The organism is Aequorivita sublithincola DSM 14238 (assembly GCF_000265385.1).
GTDB classification, from domain to species: domain Bacteria; phylum Bacteroidota; class Bacteroidia; order Flavobacteriales; family Flavobacteriaceae; genus Aequorivita; species Aequorivita sublithincola.
Genome location: NC_018013.1, coordinates 3,410,888 through 3,433,091 on the forward strand (window position 1 = coordinate 3,410,888; position 22,204 = coordinate 3,433,091).

A 22,204-nucleotide genomic window follows, 5' to 3' on the forward strand; every position below is an offset into this window, starting at 1 on the left:
ATGACGTATATCTTTATAGAAATCATTTACCTTAAACGAACTCCTTTTAGCATTTTGTCCATTAATTTTTTATCAGAATTTGTGTGAAGTACTGAAACATCACCAGTAGATTCTAAAACTACTGCTCTCACTTCGTCAAAGTCTATCACATTTGCCTCTCTTAGTTTAGCGATTAGATTTTCTTCACTCAAATTTGTTTTATGAAGATTTTCAGTTAAAATGACACCGTCCTTCATTATTAGCATTGGCTTATTTGTGACAAGTTCTTCAAATGCTGGTACCTTCCTAATTAAGTACGTAAATAAGGATTGAAATAGTACTATGCTCGCTAATGCAAAACCTCCTTTCAATATTGAGTTTGACGGATTTAGAATAATTGATGCTATAATGGATCCAATAGCTATGGTTGAAGCAAAATCGAAACTCGAAATTTTGGCAAAAGTTCGCAACCCAGAGATTCTTGTTATTAAAATAACTAATGCAAATATTGCAAGAACTGTTATAAAAACTTTTGCGATAATTGGTAATGATGCGTAAAGCCAATTTTCCATAATAAAATAATTAGGTAGTGTGATTATTGATTAAAAAATTAAAATTCAATTCTAAGATATAAAAAAGCCGTCTTAAAGACGGCCTTAATTTCAATTCATTTAAAGCGTACCTTAAATCCAAATAGTTGTATTAAAATGAATTCAAAATAAAAATCTTACTGATAGTAAGAGGTTTAAGAGAATCATTTTATTTTTTCGCTTTTTTATTTAATCTATCTTCAGCCATATCATTCAATTTGTCATCGGCAGCATATTCTTCATCTAATGTAGCTTGTAGTAGGGTTACGATTTTATCATGACCTAATTCTTTTGCATAGCGTACGGCTGTTCCATAACCGGATATTTCATAATGTTCTACGCGTTGTGCTTCAGCTATTAAACCCGCATCACGCACTTCTTTGCTCGCGTCCTCCTCAATAAACCCTTCTGCTTCTTTAATTAGACCTTTCATTGCTTTGCAGGTTTCTCCGCCAGGCTTTATTCCTAATTCATCACAAACCTTTTCAAGGCGTTCTTTTTGCTTTTTTGTTTCCTCCAAATGATCCTCGAAAGCTTTTTTTAATTTCTTATCGTTGGCCGCTTTTGCCATTTTAGGAAGTGCGTCTATAAGTTGGGTTTCTGCACTGTATAAATCTTTAATTTGATGTTCGAATAAATCTTCTAATTTTTTCATTTTTCGTTTAGTTTAAGTTAATAAGGCTAAATTTAGAAGTAAAGAATTCACCGTAAAAGAAATTTATAGCAAGCTTAACGAATAGCGTTAAGAGCTTTTTAAAACGAATGCAAATACACTAATGAATTATGTTTTTCAACTATTAATTATAATTCGGAATATTGGTTTTTGGTAATAAAAAAGGGATTCTTTAACGCAAAACGCAAATTTAAATGAATTAGATATAACTTCTTTTGTGCCATATAAAACGCAATGATTATGGTAAATTTGAGAGAAAATTTTAGTTAGATGATAATTCAAGTAAATTCACTTCCAGTTTTAGAAGTCATTAAAGATTTTGCAAAGGAATTCAATACAGAATACACCGTTGATATTTGCGAATTCACTGTGCAGATACCCAGTGACATTGGCTCAGGTACAATTAAGGCTTATCATTTAGATAATGGAATGGGTATTCTAGAATATAATTGTACTTTTTATATTGATGTAGAAATAAAATTTATAGTAAATGATGTTCATCCACTAAAATTTGTTTTTGTCACAAAAGGAAATTTAGAACATCAATTTGAAAATAATGACGAAGAACATTTTATTGAAGAATATCAAAGTGCAATAATTGCCAGCTCAGACAAATTTGGACATATCTTAAAGTTTAAAATGAATACTTCTGTTTCAAAATTTAGTGTGGAGATTAATAGAGAGATTTTTGATCTGGAGAAAGCTTTTGACAATCCAAAAGTAAACAACAAATTGTATACATTATTTAGTGATGTGGATGCAATAGATTCTTTTTATTATAAAGGAGATTATAGTTTATCCATTGCAGATATTTTCAGCAATTTAAAAACTTATGCGGATTTTGAAGGAGATAGATTGGTTTATAAAATTTATATGGAAAGTATTGCCTATCAAACTTTAGTTTTCCATTTATCACAATATTTGGATGACCAAAATGGTAATAATACCCAACAGATTTTAAGAAAAAAAGAATTTGAACAACTCAAAGAAGGGGTTACATATATAGTTAAAAATCTTGATGACTATGGAGGCATTGATGAATTATCTAAAGCAACTGGCCTTAATCCAATAAAATTACAAAAAGGATTTAAGCATTTGTTCAATTCAACTATAAACCAATATGTCCAAGAGAAACGCCTTGAGAAAGCTCGCGATTTATTACTAAACAGCGAATTATCAATTAATGAAATTGTTTCTTCCATAGGTTTAAAAAGTGCAAGTTATTTTAGCCGAATTTTTAAAGAGAAATATGGAATTCAGCCTTCGCATTTTAATAAAAGTATTTAAATAACTACATTTTTTTTAAGCTTTCTGAATGGATGAAGATTTTTCGAATTTAAAATGCTTCTCTAAATTTTTAGTGATTTTATTTCAACATTTTGACATTTAACAATTCAAATTCTCCAAATTATTAAAAATCCTTTTATTGTAAAATTCAATTAGAATAGTACTTATCCACTTGTTCGTAGTTCAATTACTTTTACTTTAACAATAACTTCACAATAAAATTTAAACATTCCTTAAAGCTGAACCTATCAACCATTCTTAGTTTTAATTTTAAGAAAATTATTAATTTAACCTTAATACAAAAATCTAAATATTATGAAATCGTCAGAAGAAATTTCAAAGAAAATAAATTTATTAATTGAAAAAAATAATGATGCTTATAAAGGCTTTAAAAAAGCTTCAGAAAATGCAGAAAGCACACATTTGCGCGATTATTTGTTGCAGCAAGCGAGTGAGCGACAATCTTTTGCACATAAATTATCAGGAAATTTAAAAGCTTATAATCCGGACTTTAAAATTGATACCGATGGTAGCGCAACTGGTTCTGTTCATAGAGCCTGGATTGATATTAAGGCTACGCTTTCTTTAGATGATGACGAATCAATTTTGGAAGAATGTATTCGTGGAGATAAAGCGAGTGTAGAAGAGTACAGAGAGTTTTTAACAGATTATCCAACTGCTGCGTCAGAAATAAGCCACACTATTAAAGAACAGTTACACAATATTCAATCTACTTTAGACAGAGTAAAAAGATTGGAAGATATTCATTAAAATTATTTAAAGCCAAGTCAAAGGTTGAATTGGCAATTTCACTAATATAAATTCAAAATTATGAGTAAGCAAGATTCAGAAAATAATAATCCAGCTAAAACAAGCACAAAACATCCTACTGGAAGTACCAGTGTGCATAGTGAAAAGGATAATTCTACTGAAGATGGTTTTAAACCAAATGCTAGTAGGAACAAAAAGGAAGAAGAATAGAATATTATACTAACAATTTACAAAAGGTGCGCAATTCGGTGCGTATAAAAAACTGCCAACTTGTTAGGTCTTATTAACACTATCTTTCTAAGAAAATGGTTAGTTCCTCTTTCTCCGCTAAAACCCTGTTAGTCAATGACTTACGGGGTTTTTTATATTTTTTTTAATTCAATATGAAAAAGAGAATAATTGTTAATCTTCTTCGCTGAGAGATTATAAATTCTCAAGATAACTTGCTAAACATAGTATTTAGCAAGTTTTTTCATTTTCTTCGATATCAATTAATTTCATCTAATATTTCGGCGATTCCAAAGTGTTGTGCAGTTGCGACAATTGCGCCTTCGAAGGCATTTTTATAGTGGTGTAATTTCATTAGACAATGTTCCAGTTTGAGATAGTAGGTAATGTTTTTTCGGAAATTCCGAATTCATAGCTACTTAAATAATTAATAGATTTTTAAGTGATTCGCTCAATTCGTCAAGTGAAAGTACTTCAAAAATTGCGCCCAATAAAGCTATAACTTTTGGGGTGTAGGCTTTTGCCTAAGCAGTTAGTTTATATTTATCTATATTGGAAAGGTTTTCAATCTTTTCCTTTAGAAAATCAACACCTCTTTTTTTATCCATATCTGGAATGTTCTTAAAATCCTTCATTACATCCAATAGCTGTAATAATGGCACATTCTTTCTTGTAACGGGCACGTAACTCTTGGCAGGTTTTATAATTAGGTTTCCAATTTTTGTCTTTATCTCTTTATCCCTACTTGCTAATCTCACAACTTTTGGAACTTGCGTAGTTAGTCCAAATTGATTGTATAATCGAACACCAGTTATATATGCAATTTGTTTATTGCTCTCAAAGAGATACTTTTTAAGCAATTCATCTTCTCTTGGTTTTAGTTCTCCAAAAGGTGCTTGCTTGGGTTTATAGTACATTCCATTTTTATACCTCTTGATTACTCCATTAGCAACCATCCTACTTAAAGCCTTCGCAGCAGCAGAAAATTCACTTTGAGGAAGAGCAAGAGTATCGTATGTAAATACTTCTCCAGTATCTATACGAGCGACTTTGGTTTTTATGGATGTTGTTATATTCATAATTCAAGTAGTACAAAGATATTTTTTAAGATAAATTTGTCAAGTTTTTTCCATTGTTTACTTGACTATTATTTATGGTGTCTATTCCAGCAATAGCTATAGCATCTATAAGAGCATTAATTCACCAACAGTTTCTCTTTCTATCTATATTTAAGAATAAAAAAATCTAGTGTCGTCTTTATTTGATATTAGAATCTATTTTGTTTGTCCTTCTCAACTTGTTCTATATTCTTATATTATATTGGGTACTGTCATTGTTATCTGCCTGGGTTATTAGGAATTCAATAGTACTTTTCTTTTATTATATCGGCTTCTTTATCTGTAGGCTGTAAAGCCCAATATTTTGGTTTGAATACCTCAGTCGCAAAATAAAACTTGTAAGTAAAAAGCCACAGATCATCACTAAAAACAATTATGTCCATAATTCAATCTTAAATCAAAACAACATAGGATGATCCCAGAGCAAAGCAAAAGACTCAATTTCAATTTCCTCCCACTCCCCAATCCATTATAACCTCTTCATCAAAATTATAACAAACAGATTCCAGTCAATTTTTAAGAACATTTTTAAGCCCCGAAAAAAAAATTAAAAAAATTGACGAAAACTGTGATAATTTTTAATGCTATGCGAATAATAGAGTAAACAGTATTCATTTAAAAAACAAAACCCATAAAAAGCAATATTATGAAAACCCAAAAAAATCATTCAACCATGACAAGCATTATTCATTTTTCATTTCTGTTCGCAATGTTAATAATATCCTCCTGCAAAGAAAATACAATGTCTGCACAGGGTAATCCTTTAGAAAAATCTACTGCTAAAGCGCCAAATGTTGATTTACAAACCGCCGTTCTGACTGATAATATTCAAGCAATAAAAGAACATATTTCGGCTGGTTCCAATCTAAATGAAAAAGAACAGTTTGGTGGTTCAACTCCATTAATTACTGCTTCAGTATTCGGGAAAACACAAATTGCGGAACTTTTAATTAACGCTGGAGCAGATATTAATATTCAAAATAATGATGGCTCAACAGCTCTTATAACAGCGGCATTTTTCTGCAGACCAGAAATTGTAAAGATGCTTTTGAAAAAGAACGCAAATAAGACTTTAAAAAACAATTATGGGCAAACTGCATACGAGTCTGTAGCTGGTTCATTTGATAGTGTAAAGGGCGCTTACGAAGGTTTGGGTGCTATGCTTGAGCCTATGGGGTTGAAGCTGGACCATGCTTATTTAAAAAAGACAAGACCGGAAATAGCAAAAATGCTAAAATAAATCAGTCAACCGTCCAATTCTACAATGATGCCAGCAGCTATAAGAAGATACGATATTGATTGGTTACGTGTAATTGCTATTGGGCTGTTACTATTATATCACGTAAGCATCGGTTTCCAAAAATGGGGAACAATGATTGGATTCATTACAAATGGCGAGTCGTGGGATTCATTATGGCCACCAATGACAATGCTTAACGTATGGAGAATACCAATACTGTTTTTTGTGTCTGGAATGGGCGTTTATTTCGCAATCAGAAAAAGAAATTGGAAACAACTGCTTAAAGAACGCACCGTCAGAATCCTAATCCCCTATATTTTTGGAATTTTAACAATCGTTCCACTGCAGTTTTTAGTTGTACAGAAGTATTACAATTTCGAGTTAAGCTATAATGCAATCCCCGCCCATTTATGGTTTCTTGGAAATATATTCGCTTACGTAGTTCTCCTTTTACCTCTGTTTTATTATCTAAAGATAAATGAAGAAAAAAGGGTCGTTACCCTGATAAAAAAAGCGTTTAGCAGTCCTTTCGGGTTATTACTGGTTATTGCAGCATTCATTGTTGAAGCGTTGTTGGCAAACCCTACCATTTACGAAATGTACGCAATGACTTGGCACGGTTTTTTTCTTGGACTTATAGCCTTCTTTTTTGGTTTCTGCTTTGTGTTGAGTGGAGCTTCCTTTTGGAATATGATTCTTAAATGGCGATGGCTATTTTTGAGTCTTGCTATCTTACTTTATGCCTATCGTTTATACGAAATGAGAGTGTCGGATTTTCAAATAGCCATTGAATCTAATCTATGGATATTTACAGTTTTTGCGTTTGTTTATAAATACTTGAATCATCCAAGCAGAATTTTAAGTTATTTAAGTCAAGCCGCGTATCCAGTTTATATCGTGCATATGTTGTTTTTGTTCTTGGCCTCTTTTTTTATTTTTCCATTATCTATTCCAGTCCAGTTAAAATTCTTGATTGTTCTGTTGTTTACGTTTATTGGAAGTTTCGCTTTCTATGAATTTATTATCAGAAGAGTAAAATTTATTAGACCGTTATTCGGTTTAAAAATTAATAAACCTTGATGTTTTAAGAAATGAAAAATAAGATTGTAACGCTCGCCATAGCCCTATTCTTGGCAAACTCTTTCCAACTTAAAGCCCAATATGCTAAAGAAGACACCATCTATAAAAATTGTTTTGTAGGCAGTACGCTTTTTATGCTCGGCAACTTGGACTCAAAAAATAGACCTGATTTTATTCAGCTTAATCTTGGGTATCGCATAACCGGCAAGGATGTTATCTCACTTGAACTGAAAACCTGGAAATATGCTTGGCCATTGGGAATTCCTTATGGTAAATCCTTTGAAGCAACAGAAGAACAATTTCCAGGATACATCAGAGAGTATGGGTTTGCCCTCGCCTATCAACGTTTTTGGTGGAAAGGTTTATACACTGGCATTCACGTTATGAATGCTTGGCAAACCTTTGTTGATAATGATGGAAATAAAATTGATAATGGGTTCCAGATTTTCAATACTTATAGAGTGGGATACCATTTCAAACTATTTAAAGACCGATTTTTTATCGAACCTTCTCTCGGCATAACACATCGACCTTACCATACCGAAATGCCAGAAGATTTTAAACAGCTGGACGATAAATGGTCAAGGTTCTTTGTTGGAGAGCCTGGGCTACATTTTGGATTTAATTTTTAAAAGCTTATATCAGGCAACTTTGTTCAAACTAAAACTTTGTAAATGAAAAAAGTACCGTTGTGGGACATTTGACCAGAGAACAAACATTTGAACCAAAATTAAAAATGAAAAATCTAAATATACTTATTATAGGTGCAGGAGTAGCAGGACTTACTTGTGCTAATTTACTAAAAAGACAAGGTTCTAAATTCCAAATAGTGGAAAAAGAAAGTCTTGGTAATTTCAATGGTTCAGGATATATGCTTGGGTTACTTCCTTTAGGTGGTAGAGTTTTAACGGAATTGGATTTGGACAAAGAATATTTTGAACAAAGTATTGAAATGACTGACTATGAAATACACAAGGAAAACGGGACATTGAACAAAGCCTATTCATTGAATTTCATAAACAAAGATTATGGTTCTTATAGAGGCATTGGTCGAAAAGAACTAATCAGTATTTTAACAAAAAGTATTGGAAATGAACATATACAATTTGACACAACAATTACCGAAATCCAACAAAAGGAAAATCTTGTAATTGTAATATTTTCTGACGGTAAAAAAGATAGTTTTGATTTGGTCATTGTCGCAGATGGCATTCATTCCGAAACAAGAAAATTACTTTGGAACGACAACGAATACAAATATTACGACACAGATTGGGGAGGTTGGGTCGCTTGGTTGGAAAACAAAAACTTGAACGCATATAAAGAATATTGGGGAGCTGCTTCGTTTTTGGGTCTATATCCCGTAAAAAATAAAATTGGAGTTTTTCTTGGAGGACCGAACGAACTGATAAAAAAAGAAGGAATGAGTGGTTTCGTACAGAAAATAAAAAAGGAAATCCTTCCCGAATTTAAAATCGTTCACAATTCACTTGATACTCTTGAATCAACCGAAAACCCATTTTATTGGGAGTTTCACGACTGTAGAACAAAGGATTGGCAGAAAGGTAACGTAATTTTACTTGGCGATTCCGCTTGTGGATTTTTACCAACAGCCGGAGTTGGAGCATCAATGGCAATGGATTCTGCATCTGCATTAGTCGATGAACTTTCTCGAACTGATAAAGAACACATTGGATATGGACTTAAATTGTACATTAAAAGACAGAAAAAGAAAGTGGAAACGGCCCAAGAAGATTCGAGAAAATTGGGGAAATTAATGTTCGTTAAATCGAATTTAATTGCTGGAATTCGTGATTATGCAATTAGATTTTATTCCATTAAGCAATTGGCGAAAAATATAAGTAAAACGATTGAAGGATAATGAAAACGCACCAAATCATTGTATAAGCTTAATACGGGCTACGGTGCTATATAAAATTTATAACTCTTAATTTGATTTGTTTTGTGAGCTTGCACCTAATGGTCAAGTATAAGCGTAGTGCGGGATTAGAAGCACTTTACTTTCGGTTTATCGATATGTCTGTAATATTCAATTCGTTTAACTCTATAAATATTGATCCTTTTACACAATTTGCTTCTATATAATAGCCAATAATAACGATAAACTTCAAAAATATTAAATGATACAAGTAGAGCAATTAGAGTTTAAATACCCAAAAAGTGATAAAGTGACTCTAAAAGGATTAAATTTTGAAATCAATAACGGAGAAATATTTGGCTTTCTTGGTCCATCAGGCGCAGGAAAAAGCACAACTCAAAAAGTGCTTTACAAAATTTTGAGTGGCTACAACGGTTCGGTTATCATTGACGGTAAAAACATTAAGGAGTGGGATAATTCGTATTTCGAAAAAATAGGAGTGGGATTTGAATTACCAAATCATTACTTGAAACTTACAGGGAAAGAAAATATGGATTTGTTTGCTTCATTTTATAAAAAGGGAAGTGTGAGTAACGTAGAAGAATTGTTTGAGATAGTGGACTTAAATGACGCTATGAACAAACCTGTAGAAACCTATTCCAAAGGGATGAAAATTCGCTTGAATTTCATAAGAGCAGTGCAACATAATCCCGATATTTTATTTTTTGATGAACCTACTTCAGGTTTAGATCCTGTAAATGCGCATAAAATTAAGCAACAAATTTTAGATTTAAAAGCACAGGGTAAGACCATTTTTATTACAACGCATGCTATGGATATAGCGGATCAACTTTGTGATAGGGTTTCATTTATAGTAGATGGTTATCTAAAGGCGACGGACACACCTTTAAATCTTAAAAAGGAGTATGGAAAAGAAGCAGTAAATGTGGAACTAACAAACGGAGCAGTCCAGGAATTTCCACTCATAAATTTAGGTATTAATAGTGCTTTTTTGAATTTTATAAAACAAGAAGAAATAAAACGCATACATACGCTCGAAGCCACATTAGAAGAAGTATTTATTAAGATAACAGGTAAATCTTTAATCATATGAGTACTTTTTTAAAGCAACTTAAATGGCAATTTGTACTACTGCAAAAAAACAATATAATAAGCATAAGCTTTGTGGTAACGCTTGTATATGGTTTAATTCTTTTCTTTCTGAATGATGTAAAGTATATCGACGAACTTTTAGTTTCGTTAGTCCTCAATGACCCTTCGGTTATAGGTTATTTTTTTATTGCACTATTTATCTATACTGAAATTAAGCACGGAGTTTTAAATGCTTTATTCGTGACGCCAGTCAAGATTCATCATTATTTATTATCAAAAATAATAGCCCTTACATTAATTGGCACAATTTGTTCTGTCGGTTTAGTTCTATCTGTAAAGGGATTAAACTTTGACATTTTTAACTATGTACTCGGATCATTTAGCATCTGTTTTTTATCTGCCATAGTAGGTCTCATTATGCTCACTTTCGCTTCCGAATTTTTAAATTTTGCCCTGCTTTCAATTCCTGTTTTCTTTTTATTTACAGGAATTTCCCTTTTAAATTATCTAGGAACATTTGATTTAGGGAACTTTAAATATTTGTTTCCCGTGCAAGGAGGATTGGATTTAATCGATAATGCAGTAAGTGATTCAGTTATCAATTATAGCTATGCCTATATCTCATTAAGCTTTTCAATAATACTTTTATATTTTATCACATTTAGATTATTTACGAAAAAATTTGTGGCTGCATGAAAAAAATACTAAAACTCGCGATTACAGACTTTAAACTTATTTTTCGAGACCCCTCACTACGGTCTTTTCTGTTCTTCCCCATTATACTCATGACTTTAATTATTTGGGTACTTCCAACTTTGGTGCAAAAACATGATTTTTTAATCCCCTTTGTTCCCGTTTTTTTAATAGTGGCAGCCATTGAAAACACGCAGATGTTTAGCTTTATAAGCAGTATGGTTTTAATAGATGAAAAGGAAAGTGATGTAGCAAAAGTGTACGCTATCGTTCCATTTACCAAATTTAATTATATTATTTCGAGATTCTTACTTCCTTATCTTTTTACAGTTACACTTAATGTAGTTCTTTTTTCCATACAACCTTTTTACAGCATTACTTTAGGTAATATTCTCGTAATCTCAGCTCTTACTGCACTCATAGTACCTCTGTATGTTTTGTCTATAAACGCTATTGTTAAAAATCGAATGCAAGGAATGGTTTACATTAAAGCGTTCAACATGATTGTATTGTTACCAATAGCTGCGTTTTTCGTACCTGAAAAAATGAAATATATTTTTGGCATTTTGCCTACACATTGGATTTTTCAAAGTATAGACAACCTTGTGCGTGGAATTCCTATAGCCAATTTTGCAATCATAGGATTTGTATTCATTGGCGTATTAATAGGAATAGCCTCTAAACAGTTTATTCAAAAACATTTTGTGTAACTTTTTATAAAAATCACAATTAGCAAATCAAAATGACCAAAAAAGATAAAATAGAAATATTCGAAAATGCTACAAGTTGGATTGTAGTTTTTGCAATGTTCGTTTATGGCGGTGCGAAAATCATACAATTTGATGGCGCTATTGCTATCGACCAAAGCGTTTCTGAATTGACGGGAATGGAATTAATGTGGGCTTTTTATGGGTATTCAAAATCCTTTGCTGTTACACTCGGAATTTTCGAAATAATTGGTGGCCTTCTAATTTTTTTAAAGAAAACAAGAATTATCGGCTGCTTATTTACATCAACCATACTAGTGAATGTTATTCTACAAGATATTTTTTATGATGTGCATTTAGGAGCTTTAAGAGCCGCAATTTTATATCAAGTATTGATTTTGATCATCCTGTGGATTAATAAAGAAAAACTAATTAGAAGCATAAAAGTACTTTTAGAATCTACCAAACTTGAACAAACAAAACTGAAATTATTCACTAAGCTACTTATTGCCTTTGCAATTTTTATCGGATTAAGAATTTTGGAATATTATATAACTATGAAATTGTGAAAGACAGTTAGCGAAAATGACACAACCAAAACAACATTAATAGACTAAAAAATGAGAAAAATATCAATTGCAATATTATTGACTTTGTTTTTTTACACAATTTCATTTGCACAACAAAAAAACACAAACCAAATAATCAAACGCATTGAAACGTATATAACAGAACTTGAAAAAGTCGGTTTTTCAGGAACCGTGCTTATAGAACTTGACGGCAAAAAAGTCATTTCAAAGGGTTATGGATATAGAAACTTGGAACTTAAAGAAAGAAATACACCAAATACAATATTTGGCATTGGTTCTCTGACAAAACAATTTACATCTTCAGCCATCCTAAAATTAGAAATGCAAGGAAAATTGACTACTTCTGATACCATCACAAAATACTTTCAAAATGTTCCTGGTGATAAATCAACTATAACGATTCACGATTTATTACGACACCAATCGGGATTGCCAAGCAATTTAGGTGGCGACTATGACTCCATAAGTGAAACTGATTTTTTAGACACTTTAATGAAATTATCTCTAAGGTCTGAAACAGGTACAAATTTTTCTTACTCGAACATAGGATATAGTTTACTTGCCATTATTATTGAAAAGGTTTCGGGGGAAACTTATGAGCAATACCTATACGAAAACTTATGGAAACCAGCAGGAATGGAAAAAACTGGTTATAGCCGACCAAAATTTGATGATGATTTAATCGCTATCGGTTATGGAAAAAACAATACTGTTTGGGGAAAACCAACGCGTAAAAATTGGAATGGAAACGAACCTTACCTTAACTTAAAAGGAAATGGGGGCATACTTTCAACCACGGAGGATTTATACAAATGGAATAAAGCATTAATGACCGACAGCATATTGTCGAAAGAAGCAAAACATAAACTATATCACCCAAAATTAAGACCAAACGAAGAAAATGATTCTTACTATGCTTATGGTTGGGATGTACACAAAACCGCCAGAAATACTTTTCAGGTTTGGCATAATGGTTCAAATAATATTTTCTATGCAGACTTTATGAGATTTATTGATGAAAAGACGACTTTGATTTTTATGTCAAATAAATCGAACCAAGATTTAGACCGGCTTAACTTTGAAGTGGCAAAAATTATTTTCGAAAAAAACTATAAGCCAATTATACCAATAGCCGACAATGAAACCAATCAAATATTTTCACAAGAGATAATTGAAACCATTTTGTCCAATGGGCTAGAAAAAGCAACAATTAAATACAAAAGCAGACCAACTAAAACGGATGTTATAGAAAATATTTTGAATGCGAAGGGCTATGAACTATTATCACAAAACAAATTTGATGAAGCAATTAGCATTTTTACAATGAATACAATTGCTTACCCAAAATCATATAATGCTTTTGACAGTTTAGGAGAAGCCTATATGAATAAAGGCGAAAAAGTATCAGCAATAAAGAATTATGAAAAAAGCTTACAATTAGACCCAACTAATGGAAATGCAGAAGATATGATTAAAAAGTTAAAACAATAGTTCAGAAGAATGCACTATCGCGAACAATATATTTAAGGGAATAACAATGGGAATGACCTTGAAGTGACGTATTTAATCCGCAAACGCTATAACCATCTAAAAATAACCAAAATCTATAAATATGAAAATTGTCAAACTTTTAATTCTTACATTATTAACTCAATTATCTTTTGGGCAAACCCAGAAAGACACCCTAAGCATGATTGATAAAACGTTGAGTCAATATGTTGCTTCAAATCCAGGGTGTCAGCTATCAGTTTCAAAAAACGGAAAACTAATCTATTCAAATGCAGTGGGTATGGCAGATTTAGAGCACAATATTCCGCTAACCACCAATTCCCTTCTTGAAGCGGGATCGGTCTCAAAACAATTTACTGCTGCAGCCATTCTTTTATTGGAGCAACAAGGAAAACTGTCTTTAGATGATGATGTAAGAAAGTATATTCCTGAACTACCAGATTATGGCACTCCAATAAAGCTTCACCACATGCTTCACCACACTAGTGGCTTGAGAGATTGGGGTGTAATTGCAGCATATACAGGTTGGCCTCGGGGCACAAAATTTTACACCAACGATGATGCGTTGGACATCATTAGTCGTCAAAAGGGTTTGAATAATAAACCAGGTGATGAGTTTATTTATAGTAATTCAAATTACAATCTTTTTGCAATAATCGTACAGAGAGTAAGTGGATTAACCTTAGCAGATTTTACCAAGAAATATATTTTTGAGCCAGCGGAAATGACTCATACACAATGGAGAGACGACCCGAATAAGATTGTACCTAACAGAGCCATTGCCTATTCAAACACTAAAAATGGTTATAAAACCGATATGCCCAATGAATATGTTTATGGAAATGGTGGGCTTTTGACTACCACAGAAGATTTATTAAAGTGGAATCAGTTTTATCAGGAAGGAAGATTAGGTAATCCTTCCTTATTATTAAAACAAACACAAACAGAACTATTAAATGATAATAAGAAAAATGAATACGCCGCAGGGCTATATATAAAAAAAGTAAGTGGTTGGGACAATATAAGCCATGGTGGAACCGCTGGTGGTTATCGTTCTTATTTAGAAGTATATCCACAATTAAATATTTCAATTGCGGTTTTAAGCAATACCTCTCAATTTAGTCCAAATGTAGTATCTAGCAATGTTGCCAAAATATTTATGCCTGATATATCGGACAAAGAAAAAGTAACAAAAAATCCAAAACAGGATTCCTTTGTTGTATTGCCAGAAGAGAAGTTAAATAGATATGTAGGTACATACAAATGGGATACAAAATCTGTTTTATTTGATTTGAAAGTCAAAGGCAAAGGTTTACTATTAAAAAATCAAATATTATTTAAACCAGTATCAGAAAATAGATTTGTTGCCAAAAATTCTTTTCTTGAAATTAAGGGAAACAAAGGAATTTATGTGAATTACTCTAACAATGATACAATTCATTATACGAAACTTCCAAGTACGAAACTTCTAGACACGAAACCTTTAGAAAAAGAAGTAAGTGCTTTTAAAGGTAAATACTTTTCTGAAGAGACTAATTCTGGTGCTAGCATTTATCAGGAAAATGATAAATTAATAATCCGTCTAAATCCTAATGTGGCTTATATATTAATACCATCATATAAAGATGTTTTTGTTGTTGAAAACGCTGATACGGAATTGAAAATCATCAGAAATTCATACAATGAAATTAAATCTTTTACCTTGAGTTCTGAACGTGCAATAAATGTGGAATTTAAGAAATTATGATAAGGATGTAAATTCTTGTGTTAGTCCTGTTCTTGGTAAACTCATTCAAATTAAACGCACAATACGCAAAAGGCGACACTCCATCTCATGTCCTAACTCTCTTTAAATAAATATATTATCCTATTTATCATTTCATAAATAGTAACAAATTAGAAGGTCTTCAGTCTTAAAGTTAAACAACCTTATTATGAGTGAATATATTATTGAAACCCAAAACCTAAACTTTTCATATTCAAAATCGAATCGAGATATAGAAGAGTTAAACTTACAAGTACCTAAAGGAAGTATTTATGGTTTTTTAGGACCGAATGGCTCAGGTAAGTCCACATCAATTAGACTTCTGTTAGGACTGCTAAAAAAAGAATCGGGAACCATAACACTCTTCGGAAATACTTTTGAAAATAACAGAATAGAAACGCTTTCTAAAATTGGTGCCCTTATCGAAAATCCCTCTTTATATGGGCATTTAAATGCAATTGATAACCTAAGAATTGCAGCAAACTATAAATCCATTGATAAAAGTAGAATAGATGAAGTTTTGGAGATTGTAAAACTCACTTATGCTAAAAATAAGAAAGTAGCAAAGTATTCTCTTGGAATGAAACAACGCTTAGGTATTGCTACAGCACTTCTAAGCAATCCAGAAATTTTAATTTTAGATGAGCCGACCAATGGTTTAGATCCTAAAGGCATTATTGAAATGAGAGCATTAATTAAAACGCTGAATGAGAACTATGGAACAACCATATTTATATCCAGCCATTTATTAAGTGAAATAGAAAAAACATGCAGTCATGTAGGTATTATAAGAAACGGAAAAATGTTGTTTCAAAATACGGTTAAAGCGCTAAAAAAATCACAAAGTGATACTGTGGCTATAGATATTGAAACAAGCGATTCCAGACGCTTAAAAAGTGTTATAGCCCCACTTTGTATCGACACTGAAACTATAGATATGTCGTTAACGAGCATAATCCTAAATAGTAAAGATGAAATTTCTGCTTTAATTGATGAAATTCGAAAAGAAGGAATTGATATCTATCAAATTACTATAAAGAATAACCTTGAAGACTTATTCCTAACCCTAACCGAGAAATAGCATCATGAATCCAATATACTATTTTAGAAAAAGCGTTCAAAACGAAGCACTCAAACTAAAAAACACTTTTGCCTTTTGGTTAGCAGTTATTAGCGCTCTATTTATTCCTGCAATTTACTTTATTTATTATGTCTTAAAATATAAATCCTTAATTCCAGCAAGTGGTTCTAACCCTTGGGAAAAATTTATGGTCGATCAAATTATGGCAGCAGCTTCATTATTAATCCCAATGTTCATCATATTAATAACAAGTCTAATAATACAAGTTGAGCATAAATCCTCTGCTATGAAATACTTGTTCTCGCTTCCCATTCCAAAATGGAGTGTATATTTTGGCAAATTAACCGTTTCCGCAGGTCTGATATTATTTACTTATATCGTTTTCTTTGTAGCCATGTTAGCGGCAGGTGCATTAGTCGGATGGATTCACAAGGAATTGAACTTTCTGGAATACTTTCCTAATTATGAAAAACCATTAAAATTACTTTTCAGATCTTTTATAGCTGTTTTAGGTATTGTTGGAATTCAGTTTTGGTTGAGCTTTAGAATTAAAAATTTCATTATACCATTGGGGATAGGAATGGTTTTGGTAATAACTGGACTTACTATATATAGGGCTCAGGAATCTTTCTATTTCCCGTATGCTTATAATATGCTAAGCCTATTTTCAATAAATAATGAGGGAGCGAGTATAACTTTATGGTTTCCAAAAGTCTCTCTTTTAAGCGTAGGTTATTTTATGTTCTTTTCAATTCTTGGCTTTTTGGATATTAGAAGAATGAACATTAAATAACATCCAACATGATGATTTCTAAATTAATATCGAATAACTTTAATCTCATAAAAAGATGATTGATAAAATAATCTTCTGCCATATATAGGTTACGCTTAAACTTGAACTAAAATAAATGTATAAACTATGAAAAAACCATCAATATTAGGATTGCGAACTACCATTTACAAAGTAAACGACATCCAAAAAGCAAGACACTGGTATGCAAAAGCATTTGAAACAAAAGCATATTTTGACGAAACCTATTATGTTGGATTCAACATAGGTGGCTATGAATTAGGACTTCAGCCAGAAGAAGGACTTAAGGGCGAAAAGATAGAAAGCGTTGTTTCCTATTGGGGAGTTGATAAAATCCAAGAAGTTTATGACCGTCTCATAACATTGGGAGCAACTGAAAACGAAAAACCTTATAATACAGGTGGTGAAATGATGACTGCAACACTTAAAGACCCTTATGGAAATGTAATCGGACTTATTTACAACCCATATTTTAAGCTAAGTGAATAAGGATTTAAGACCTTTATTTTGGGGTTGTTATTTGGAAAATTGCAATTGGCATAACGAGAAAGCCAGCAGTTAACAATGTTCCACAATTAAAAAAAACAAAATGATACACCTAATAGTCGGAAATACAGGTTCTGGAAAAACAACATATTCAACAGAATTGAAAAGAAAAACGAACGGAATCATTTTTTCGATTGATAAGTGGAATAAAACACTGTTTCTTCCCGATAAAAATTCTGAAGACGGATTAGAATGGTTTCTTGAAAGAATTGAAAGAGCAGAAGAAATGATAATGGAACTCGTCAAACAGTTGGAATCCATAAAAACTGATTCTATTCTCGACTTAGGCCTTTCAAAATTCGAACATCGAGAAAAATTTAGAGGATTTGCCAAATCAAATGGATTCGAAATAAAAATTCATTTTTTGGATATCTCAAAAGAAACCCGGCTGGAAAGAGTAATAAAACGAAACAACGAAAAAGGAAAAACTTTTGAATTTGAAGTAAGTAAGGAAGATTTTGACTTTATGGAAAGTTGGTTTGAAAAACCGAGCAAAAAAGAATTAGAGGACGGAATAATTATTCTGGAATAGAAAAGTGTATCGAGCTGTAAGCCATTATTCACTTTCAAAAACATAATAAAAATCGAACATAAATGAAATTTAGAAAGGCAACAATCAATGACATTTCGAAAATTGTCGAAATGATTGCAGACGACGAACTGGGAAAAACAAGAGAAAATTTTCGTACTCCCCTACCCAATGAATATTATGAGGCATTTGAAAATATTGATACAGATAAAAATCAAGAACTGATAGTGATTGAAAATGACAACTCGGAAATTATTGGAACTTTACAATTGAGCTTTCTACAATATATGACCTATCAAGGTGGAATACGAGCACAAATTGAGTCTGTAAGAATTAGAAAAGACCAAAGAGGAATAGGGCTGGGCAAAAAAATGCTTGAATGGGCCATTAATAGAGCTCAAGAACGAAAAGCCTATTTGTTGCAACTCACTTCGGATAAAAAAAGACCAAAAGCATTAAGATTTTATGAAAATCTGGGTTTTATCACATCCCACGAAGGAATGAAAATGCACTTCAAAAATAAGTGAAAAGGGCAGAAAGTAGATTACAATCTCGGGAATGAATCCCTCATCAAATGATAAAAGGATGCCCGAAATCATCGTAATACGAGTTTTGATTGTCTGGCAAAACCTCAAAGATTTCAAGCTTATTATTGTAATTTTAATGTTTAATTCCGATAATGAAATGACTTGGACACCTAGAAAATGAATTAACTGAAAATGATTTGAGCTATGATACATACAATCTTTCGAAAAAAATCTTTTTACAATATTTCCTCAGGCTCCACAAAGACTATTGGAATTCTCTTAGTTGTATTTATTTCAATTGTAGGTCTTACAATATTTCAAGATTTTCTAGAATCCATTAGAAGTGGCTCCTTTTTTTATTTTAGTGAATCCATCTTATTTAAATCAATCTGGTTTCTTTTTATACCAATATTGGGAGTGCTGAGTATCATTCTGAAAAATCAAAATTTATATACATTCGGTAAAACGATCTCACTGATATTGGCACCTATATTCATCCATTTGGCGCTTCTTACCTTTGTTTTCATATTCTTGTCTGTTCTTTTCTATAACGGCAGATACGATATTTATAAAATACTAACCTACACTCTAGCGAACGATTTATATAAACTTGTGTTAGTTTATTCCATTTTCGTTATTGCGCATAGGTATCTTTCATATAGAATAACTGATATAGTTTCTTTAGATAATAAATCGTACATCAGCAAAATAATTATTGGAAATGGGAAAAATAATACCGTTGTTAAAGTGAACGACATTTATCAAATTACAGCGGAAACACCCTATATTTCAATTCAGCTTAATGACAAAAAATATCTTCACACAGAAACTCTAAAGTCAATGTCAACACAATTGGATAACAAGGTTTTTGTTAGAGTCCATAAATCATCCATTATAAATTTGGATAAAGTCGTTTCATTGAAATCCCGTCTTAATGGCGATTATGACATCACTTTAAAAAATGGAGCTGAAATAAGATTGAGTAGAAATTATGTAGCCGATTTCAAGAGCAAGTTAAAACTAACTCATCAGGTTACCACATAAACTCATCGTCTGAACACATTTGATTTCTGTTTAAATACCTCCAAACCTACATTTGTTTCAAACTTAAAACAAATTAAAATGGATTTTCAAACAACGTCACTTCGGCACTCAATGAAAATATTGCATTTCATTATTTTGTTTCCTTTTATAAGTATCTTGACAAATTGTAATGGACAGAACAAAACTGATACAAAACAAACCAGAGTCAATGTCGAAAACAAAAAACTTGTTGGCGGAGGTTGCGATGGTTGTGAACTAATGTACGTTGGAATGCCAAAAAACATTAAGTCAATTGACACAAGTGCAGGTTGGACTGAAAAAGGTCAAAAACTCTTATTAACAGGAACAGTCTATAACCTTGGTGGCAGAATACCCGCGCCAAACGTCGTGGTTTATTATTGGCAAACCGACAATAACGGATATTATTCCCCAAAAGAAGGAATAGATGAACAAGCCAAACAACACGGACATATTAGAGGTTGGGTAAAATCTGACGAAAATGGCAACTATTCAATTTATACAATTCGTCCAGCACCTTATCCAAACGAAGGCATGCCTGCTCACATACACCTTTCGATAAAAGAGCCGAATATTGAGAACGAGTATTATGCTGAACTCTATTTTGACGATGACCCATTATATTTAAAGCACAAGAAAAAGTACGGAAAACTTGATAGAGCAGGCACGGAATTATTGAGAGTTTTATTGGATAAAAAAGTACAAGTCGCAGAACACAACATAATACTGGGATTAAATATCCCCAATTATCCAACCCAAAATAATGCAATAAACCAATCTGGTTTAAATATTGGCGAGGACCAACCTTCATTTATTCCGTACCATGCTTTTGGACCAGATAAAGGAACACAAACTTGCCCAGTTTGTAAATATGGTCGCTATCATGGTATAGTATATTTTGTAGGCAACCATCCAAATTGGGAAAACATCAAAGATTGGTTGTCGTTTTTGGAACTTCAAAGTATTAGTCGAAGTAAATATCTAAAGGTTTATTATGTCTACGGAAACGAGAAAGATTACAATAAAGAAAAAAGAGAAGAGGAATTGGAAGATTTGGGCAAACAACTTAATCTGAAAAATATTGCTTTAACCTTTGTTCCAGCCTTTTCGGACAAAGAAAGTGAAGCGAATCTGAACAAAATAAATCCGGAAGTAGAAAATACATTTGTAATTTATAAGTACAGAACTATTATTGACAAATTTGTGAACTTAGAGCCCACAAAAGAAAATTTCAGTCTAATTTCACAAACTTTGGACAAAACAAAAAACGAATATTTTAATCTTTCTGCCCCTAAATACGATTGATAAAAGTAGATACAGCGAAAAACCACATATTACAGGTGATGAGATGATGACTGGAACGCTAAAAGACCCTTTTGGAAATGTAATCGGACTTATTTACAACTCATATTTTAAGCTAAAAGAATAGTCTTTTAGAATTATAGAAAAAATTAAAACAAACATAAAACATGATACTAGAAATTGCAAAATGGATTGTACTGTTTTTCGGAGTTTTTATAATTTTTATTGGATTTATAATGCTTTTTAATCCCAAGAAAGCACGAGAAACTTTAAGAAAAGCAGGAAGCACAAATTTTATAAACTATGCCGAAATAACAAGTAGGTTGATTCCTGCAATCGCTTTGATTTTATACTCGGATTTATCTAAATATCCAGAAGCCTTTAAAATATTCGGGTGGATAATGCTAATAACATCGCTTGTCCTTTATGCTGTCCCGAAAAAAATACATCATAAATTTTCGATGAAAAGTGCAGATATACTTAAACCAATTTATTTTCAGCTCATCTCCCCTTTTGCCTTTCTATTTGGCGGATTAATAATTTATAATGTGAATTGGGTTTGAATATTAGAACATATCATCTGTAAAAAATTGGAAACCAGAGCCGTCTTATTACAGAATCCATCCAAAAACAAAAATTCTATGAAGACTTCAACTGACAAATCGAACGCCTCAATTGACTTTCAAATAAATATCAAAATCAAGTTAGCAGGATTATGGACAGCGACAACTCTTTGTTATTTATACGGAGACTACTTCCAATTATATATTCCTGGGCAAGTTGAAAGTTTAATAAGCGGTGAAAATGCATTAAACAGTCCACTGAAGCTTTTTATAGCTTCAATTATTTTAGCAATTCCTCCAATAATGATTTTCCTTTCTCTTGTTTTAAAACCTAGGTTAAATAGAATATTAAATATTATTTTAGGGTCGATTTTTACTATTATGATGGTCTCGATTGCCATTAATTCCCTTACACCTTGGTATGCATTCTATGTCTTTTTAGCCATTGTAGAGGCTATACTAACATTTAAAATTGTGTGGAAAGCATTTAAATGGCCGAGATAAAATGGGAAATAAGTTTATGAGTTGAGGAGTTGAGGAGTTTTGAATATCCGTATTTAT

Annotated in this window: 25 protein-coding genes; 22 read left to right on the top strand and 3 right to left on the bottom strand. The window is 32.0% G+C overall.

Annotated features, from left to right (window positions below; genetic code table 11):
- Positions 1-26 precede the first annotated feature (26 nt).
- Both AEQSU_RS17100 and AEQSU_RS15490 read right to left on the bottom strand, forming a co-directional pair.
- On the bottom strand, positions 27-551 hold the full coding sequence (locus AEQSU_RS17100) for a DUF421 domain-containing protein (protein WP_014783818.1): 525 nt from the start codon (positions 549-551) through the stop codon (positions 27-29).
- Positions 552-738: 187 nt separating this feature from the next.
- Positions 739-1,224, bottom strand: coding sequence for a YciE/YciF ferroxidase family protein (locus AEQSU_RS15490; RefSeq protein ID WP_014783819.1), 486 nt, complete (start codon positions 1,222-1,224; stop codon positions 739-741).
- 288 nt (positions 1,225-1,512) lie between these two features.
- On the opposite strand from AEQSU_RS15490, the gene AEQSU_RS15495 reads away from it, so the two are divergent.
- The 3 genes from AEQSU_RS15495 to AEQSU_RS16700 all read left to right on the top strand — a co-directional run bounded on the left by AEQSU_RS15495 (position 1,513) and on the right by AEQSU_RS16700 (position 3,510).
- Complete coding sequence (locus AEQSU_RS15495; protein ID WP_014783820.1) at positions 1,513-2,529, top strand: helix-turn-helix domain-containing protein; 1,017 nt, start codon at positions 1,513-1,515, stop codon at positions 2,527-2,529.
- A gap of 315 nt (positions 2,530-2,844) precedes the next feature.
- Complete coding sequence (locus AEQSU_RS15500; protein WP_014783821.1) at positions 2,845-3,300, top strand: ferritin-like domain-containing protein; 456 nt, start codon at positions 2,845-2,847, stop codon at positions 3,298-3,300.
- 60 nt (positions 3,301-3,360) lie between these two features.
- Complete coding sequence (locus AEQSU_RS16700) at positions 3,361-3,510, top strand: hypothetical protein (RefSeq protein ID WP_014783822.1); 150 nt, start codon at positions 3,361-3,363, stop codon at positions 3,508-3,510.
- Positions 3,511-4,052: 542 nt separating this feature from the next.
- Here the strand turns inward: AEQSU_RS16700 and AEQSU_RS15505 are convergent.
- On the bottom strand, positions 4,053-4,607 hold the full coding sequence (locus tag AEQSU_RS15505; RefSeq protein WP_014783823.1) for a DUF6088 family protein: 555 nt from the start codon (positions 4,605-4,607) through the stop codon (positions 4,053-4,055).
- A gap of 685 nt (positions 4,608-5,292) precedes the next feature.
- Between AEQSU_RS15505 and AEQSU_RS15510 the strand changes: the two genes are divergently transcribed.
- The 19 genes from AEQSU_RS15510 (at position 5,293) to AEQSU_RS15600 (ending at position 22,147) form a co-directional block, all read left to right on the top strand.
- Entirely contained in the window at positions 5,293-5,886 is a 594-nt protein-coding gene (locus tag AEQSU_RS15510) for an ankyrin repeat domain-containing protein (RefSeq protein WP_014783825.1), read from the top strand.
- A gap of 24 nt (positions 5,887-5,910) precedes the next feature.
- A complete protein-coding gene (locus tag AEQSU_RS15515; protein WP_014783826.1) occupies positions 5,911-6,966 on the top strand; it encodes an acyltransferase family protein in 1,056 nt (351 codons plus the stop codon).
- A gap of 11 nt (positions 6,967-6,977) precedes the next feature.
- Positions 6,978-7,598, top strand: coding sequence for a hypothetical protein (locus tag AEQSU_RS15520; protein ID WP_014783827.1), 621 nt, complete (start codon positions 6,978-6,980; stop codon positions 7,596-7,598).
- Between the two features lie 104 nt (positions 7,599-7,702).
- Positions 7,703-8,848, top strand: a complete 1,146-nt coding sequence (locus AEQSU_RS15525) for an FAD-dependent oxidoreductase (RefSeq protein WP_157429300.1) — start codon at positions 7,703-7,705, stop codon at positions 8,846-8,848.
- Positions 8,849-9,107: 259 nt separating this feature from the next.
- The gene (locus AEQSU_RS15530) at positions 9,108-9,959 is read left to right on the top strand and encodes an ABC transporter ATP-binding protein (RefSeq protein WP_014783829.1); all 852 of its coding nucleotides are present in this window, start codon (positions 9,108-9,110) and stop codon (positions 9,957-9,959) included.
- A complete protein-coding gene (locus AEQSU_RS15535; RefSeq protein WP_014783830.1) occupies positions 9,956-10,654 on the top strand; it encodes an ABC transporter permease in 699 nt (232 codons plus the stop codon). Before AEQSU_RS15530 ends, AEQSU_RS15535 begins: the two co-directional genes overlap by 4 nt.
- 89 nt (positions 10,655-10,743) lie before the next feature.
- Positions 10,744-11,361: a hypothetical protein gene (locus tag AEQSU_RS15540; protein WP_157429301.1), complete on the top strand. Its 618-nt coding sequence runs from the start codon at positions 10,744-10,746 to the stop codon at positions 11,359-11,361.
- A gap of 32 nt (positions 11,362-11,393) precedes the next feature.
- On the top strand, positions 11,394-11,927 hold the full coding sequence (locus AEQSU_RS15545; protein ID WP_014783832.1) for a hypothetical protein: 534 nt from the start codon (positions 11,394-11,396) through the stop codon (positions 11,925-11,927).
- 51 nt (positions 11,928-11,978) lie between these two features.
- The gene (locus tag AEQSU_RS16305; protein ID WP_014783833.1) at positions 11,979-13,439 is read left to right on the top strand and encodes a serine hydrolase; all 1,461 of its coding nucleotides are present in this window, start codon (positions 11,979-11,981) and stop codon (positions 13,437-13,439) included.
- 121 nt (positions 13,440-13,560) lie between these two features.
- Positions 13,561-15,204, top strand: coding sequence for a serine hydrolase domain-containing protein (locus AEQSU_RS16310; protein WP_014783834.1), 1,644 nt, complete (start codon positions 13,561-13,563; stop codon positions 15,202-15,204).
- Between the two features lie 187 nt (positions 15,205-15,391).
- Entirely contained in the window at positions 15,392-16,303 is a 912-nt protein-coding gene (locus tag AEQSU_RS15560; RefSeq protein ID WP_014783835.1) for an ABC transporter ATP-binding protein, read from the top strand.
- A 4-nt stretch (positions 16,304-16,307) separates the two neighbouring features.
- Positions 16,308-17,096, top strand: coding sequence for an ABC transporter permease (locus AEQSU_RS15565; protein ID WP_014783836.1), 789 nt, complete (start codon positions 16,308-16,310; stop codon positions 17,094-17,096).
- A 126-nt stretch (positions 17,097-17,222) separates the two neighbouring features.
- Positions 17,223-17,603, top strand: coding sequence for a VOC family protein (locus AEQSU_RS15570; protein ID WP_014783838.1), 381 nt, complete (start codon positions 17,223-17,225; stop codon positions 17,601-17,603).
- 100 nt (positions 17,604-17,703) lie between these two features.
- Positions 17,704-18,192, top strand: coding sequence for a P-loop nucleotide/nucleoside kinase family protein (locus AEQSU_RS15575; RefSeq protein ID WP_014783839.1), 489 nt, complete (start codon positions 17,704-17,706; stop codon positions 18,190-18,192).
- A 62-nt stretch (positions 18,193-18,254) separates the two neighbouring features.
- Positions 18,255-18,716: a GNAT family N-acetyltransferase gene (locus tag AEQSU_RS15580; protein WP_014783840.1), complete on the top strand. Its 462-nt coding sequence runs from the start codon at positions 18,255-18,257 to the stop codon at positions 18,714-18,716.
- 480 nt (positions 18,717-19,196) lie between these two features.
- Complete coding sequence (locus AEQSU_RS15585; protein ID WP_245529083.1) at positions 19,197-19,760, top strand: LytR/AlgR family response regulator transcription factor; 564 nt, start codon at positions 19,197-19,199, stop codon at positions 19,758-19,760.
- 78 nt (positions 19,761-19,838) lie between these two features.
- Entirely contained in the window at positions 19,839-21,083 is a 1,245-nt protein-coding gene (locus AEQSU_RS15590; protein WP_014783842.1) for a dioxygenase family protein, read from the top strand.
- 164 nt (positions 21,084-21,247) lie between these two features.
- Positions 21,248-21,643 (top strand): hypothetical protein, encoded by a 396-nt coding sequence (locus AEQSU_RS15595; RefSeq protein WP_014783843.1) that lies wholly within the window; start codon positions 21,248-21,250, stop codon positions 21,641-21,643.
- A 78-nt stretch (positions 21,644-21,721) separates the two neighbouring features.
- Positions 21,722-22,147 carry a DUF6326 family protein gene (locus tag AEQSU_RS15600; RefSeq protein WP_014783844.1) on the top strand — a complete coding sequence of 142 codons (426 nt, stop codon included), beginning with the start codon at positions 21,722-21,724 and terminating at the stop codon, positions 22,145-22,147.
- Positions 22,148-22,204 lie beyond the last annotated feature (57 nt).

Excerpts from the sequence above, each read along its gene's own strand:
- AEQSU_RS15545 (WP_014783832.1), top strand. The coding sequence starts at position 11,394 with ATGACCAAAAAAGATAAAATAGAAATATTCGAAAATGCTACAAGTTGG.
- AEQSU_RS15595 (WP_014783843.1), top strand. The coding sequence starts at position 21,248 with ATGATACTAGAAATTGCAAAATGGATTGTACTGTTTTTCGGAGTTTTT.
- AEQSU_RS15525 (WP_157429300.1), top strand. The coding sequence starts at position 7,703 with ATGAAAAATCTAAATATACTTATTATAGGTGCAGGAGTAGCAGGACTT.
- AEQSU_RS15560 (WP_014783835.1), top strand. The coding sequence starts at position 15,392 with ATGAGTGAATATATTATTGAAACCCAAAACCTAAACTTTTCATATTCA.
- AEQSU_RS15490 (WP_014783819.1), bottom strand. The coding sequence starts at position 1,224 with ATGAAAAAATTAGAAGATTTATTCGAACATCAAATTAAAGATTTATAC.
- AEQSU_RS15530 (WP_014783829.1), top strand. The coding sequence starts at position 9,108 with ATGATACAAGTAGAGCAATTAGAGTTTAAATACCCAAAAAGTGATAAA.
- AEQSU_RS15590 (WP_014783842.1), top strand. The coding sequence starts at position 19,839 with ATGGATTTTCAAACAACGTCACTTCGGCACTCAATGAAAATATTGCAT.
- AEQSU_RS15535 (WP_014783830.1), top strand. The coding sequence starts at position 9,956 with ATGAGTACTTTTTTAAAGCAACTTAAATGGCAATTTGTACTACTGCAA.
- AEQSU_RS16305 (WP_014783833.1), top strand. The coding sequence starts at position 11,979 with ATGAGAAAAATATCAATTGCAATATTATTGACTTTGTTTTTTTACACA.
- AEQSU_RS15500 (WP_014783821.1), top strand. The coding sequence starts at position 2,845 with ATGAAATCGTCAGAAGAAATTTCAAAGAAAATAAATTTATTAATTGAA.
- AEQSU_RS15565 (WP_014783836.1), top strand. The coding sequence starts at position 16,308 with ATGAATCCAATATACTATTTTAGAAAAAGCGTTCAAAACGAAGCACTC.
- AEQSU_RS17100 (WP_014783818.1), bottom strand. The coding sequence starts at position 551 with ATGGAAAATTGGCTTTACGCATCATTACCAATTATCGCAAAAGTTTTT.
- AEQSU_RS16310 (WP_014783834.1), top strand. The coding sequence starts at position 13,561 with ATGAAAATTGTCAAACTTTTAATTCTTACATTATTAACTCAATTATCT.
- AEQSU_RS15510 (WP_014783825.1), top strand. The coding sequence starts at position 5,293 with ATGAAAACCCAAAAAAATCATTCAACCATGACAAGCATTATTCATTTT.
- AEQSU_RS15570 (WP_014783838.1), top strand. The coding sequence starts at position 17,223 with ATGAAAAAACCATCAATATTAGGATTGCGAACTACCATTTACAAAGTA.
- AEQSU_RS15580 (WP_014783840.1), top strand. The coding sequence starts at position 18,255 with ATGAAATTTAGAAAGGCAACAATCAATGACATTTCGAAAATTGTCGAA.
- AEQSU_RS15575 (WP_014783839.1), top strand. The coding sequence starts at position 17,704 with ATGATACACCTAATAGTCGGAAATACAGGTTCTGGAAAAACAACATAT.
- AEQSU_RS15505 (WP_014783823.1), bottom strand. The coding sequence starts at position 4,607 with ATGAATATAACAACATCCATAAAAACCAAAGTCGCTCGTATAGATACT.
- AEQSU_RS15520 (WP_014783827.1), top strand. The coding sequence starts at position 6,978 with ATGAAAAATAAGATTGTAACGCTCGCCATAGCCCTATTCTTGGCAAAC.
- AEQSU_RS15600 (WP_014783844.1), top strand. The coding sequence starts at position 21,722 with ATGAAGACTTCAACTGACAAATCGAACGCCTCAATTGACTTTCAAATA.
- AEQSU_RS16700 (WP_014783822.1), top strand. The coding sequence starts at position 3,361 with ATGAGTAAGCAAGATTCAGAAAATAATAATCCAGCTAAAACAAGCACA.
- AEQSU_RS15540 (WP_157429301.1), top strand. The coding sequence starts at position 10,744 with ATGACTTTAATTATTTGGGTACTTCCAACTTTGGTGCAAAAACATGAT.
- AEQSU_RS15515 (WP_014783826.1), top strand. The coding sequence starts at position 5,911 with ATGATGCCAGCAGCTATAAGAAGATACGATATTGATTGGTTACGTGTA.
- AEQSU_RS15495 (WP_014783820.1), top strand. The coding sequence starts at position 1,513 with ATGATAATTCAAGTAAATTCACTTCCAGTTTTAGAAGTCATTAAAGAT.